This window comes from Enterobacter sp. 940_PEND, from assembly GCF_001059415.1.
Classification (GTDB): domain Bacteria; phylum Pseudomonadota; class Gammaproteobacteria; order Enterobacterales; family Enterobacteriaceae; genus Enterobacter; species Enterobacter cloacae_M.
Genome location: NZ_JUMS01000054.1, coordinates 1 through 2,005, shown reverse-complemented (window position 1 = coordinate 2,005; position 2,005 = coordinate 1). Strand labels below are relative to the sequence as shown.

The following is a 2,005-nucleotide window of genomic DNA, read 5'->3' as shown; positions in this document are numbered from 1 at the left end:
GCAAAAGGGGATGATAAGTTTATCACCACCGACTATTTGCAACAGTGCCCGCTATGTTGCAGAACCCAATGACGTGCAGCTGGCGCGCTATTTTCATCTTGATGAGCGGGATCTTGCCTTCATTAACCAGCGGCGGGGAAGGCATAACCGGCTGGGAATTGCGCTTCAGCTCACCACCGCCCGTTTTCTGGGCACCTTTCTGACAGACTTAACCCGGGTTCTGCCAGGTGTTCAGCAATTTGTCGCGGTGCAGCTTAATATTCGCCGTCCGGAAGTCCTTACAGCGTGCCGGTTACTCGCTTTGTCTGCTGGAGCGCCTTCAGGATGCACTACGTCGAAGGGACATCTGGCTCGAAAACAGCGATCGCTGGGGAAATCCCCGCGAGAAGCTGTTGCAGGGGGAAGAATGGCAGGCTCAGCGGGTCCCCGTTTGCCGGGCGCTGGGACATCCCACTGATGGACATAAAGGCGTGCAACAGTTGGCGGTCCAGCTAGATGAAACCTGGAAAACCGTCGCATCCCGCTTTGAAGGAAATGCGGAGGTTCATATTTGCCATGACGGTAAACATCCTTCCCTGACTATCAGCAGCCTGGAGAAACTGGAGGAGCCACCATCGTTGCATCGTCTCAACAGTCGGGTAAGGCTGCTACTCCCGCCAGTAGATTTGACGGAACTGTTGCTTGAAATAGATGCCAGAACGGGATTTACACGTGAGTTTACGCATGTCAGTGAATCCGGGGCCCGGGCACAGGATCTGCACATCAGCCTGTGCGCGGTCCTGATGGCAGAGGCCTGCAATATCGGGCTGGAACCGCTGATAAAGCACAATATACCGGCGCTGACGCGCCACCGGCTTAGCTGGGTAAAACAGAATTACCTCCGGGCAGAAACGCTGGTCAGCGCCAATGCCCGCCTGGTTGATTTTCAGTCCACACTGGAGCTTGCTGGCCGCTGGGGTGGTGGCGAAGTGGCTTCAGCTGATGGCATGCGCTTTGTCACGCCGGTGAAAACCGTCAATTCAGGACCTAACAGAAAATATTTTGGTTCCGGACGTGGCATCACCTGGTACAACTTCGTCTCTGATCAGTACTCTGGATTCCACGGCATCGTTGTCCCCGGCACATTACGAGATTCCATTTTTGTGCTGGAAGGCCTTCTGGAGCAGCAGACAGGGCTGAATCCGGTTGAGATCATGACAGACACAGCCGGTACCAGCGACATTATTTTTGGCCTCTTCTGGCTGCTGGGATACCAGTTTTCCCCCCGGCTTGCCGATGCCGGTGAAGCGGTATTCTGGCGAGTGGATAAATCGGCAAATTACGGTGCACTGGACGAACTGGCACGTGGTTGTGCCGATCTGTCGAAAGCCGAGGATCAGTGGGATGAGATGATGCGAACCGCCGGTTCGCTGAAACTGGGCACCATTCATGCTTCAGAACTCATTCGCTCTTTGCTGAAAAGCTCGCGCCCATCAGGGCTGGCACAGGCGATCATGGAAGTGGGGCGCGTCAACAAGACGCTGTACCTTCTTAATTATATTGATGATGAGGATTATCGTCGGCGGATCCTGACGCAGCTAAACCGGGGGGAAGGCCGCCATGCTGTGGCGAGGGCGATCTGCTACGGGCAGCGCGGTGAGATCAGAAAGCGCTATCGTGAAGGTCAGGAAGATCAGCTGGGGGCACTGGGCCTGGTCACTAACGCAGTGGTACTGTGGAACACACTTTATATGCAGGAAGCCCTGAGCTGGATACGCAGTAATGGAGAAGAAATCGGGGTTGAAGATATCGCCCGGTTGTCCCCACTGATGCACGGGCATATCAATATGCTGGGGCATTATACGTTTACGCTACCGGAGGATATTTTGAAGGGGGAACTGAGAGAACTAAATTTCAATTTAAACAATGAATTAACTTCTTAGCGTACGTTTTCGTTCCATTGGCCCTCAAACCCCATAGTGAATTCAGCACTAAGCGCCGTCAGACCCGAAAAGAGATTTTCCTC

General features: G+C 53.9%; 2 pseudogenes. Both read left to right on the top strand.

Annotated features, from left to right (window positions below):
• Positions 1 to 10 precede the first annotated feature (10 nt).
• Positions 11 to 223 (top strand): annotated as a pseudogene (locus ADJ24_RS25510) (DUF4158 domain-containing protein); the annotation flags it as partial.
• Positions 224 to 278: 55 nt separating this feature from the next.
• Positions 279 to 1,922: pseudogene (locus ADJ24_RS08110) on the top strand (Tn3 family transposase); the annotation flags it as partial.
• Positions 1,923 to 2,005 lie beyond the last annotated feature (83 nt).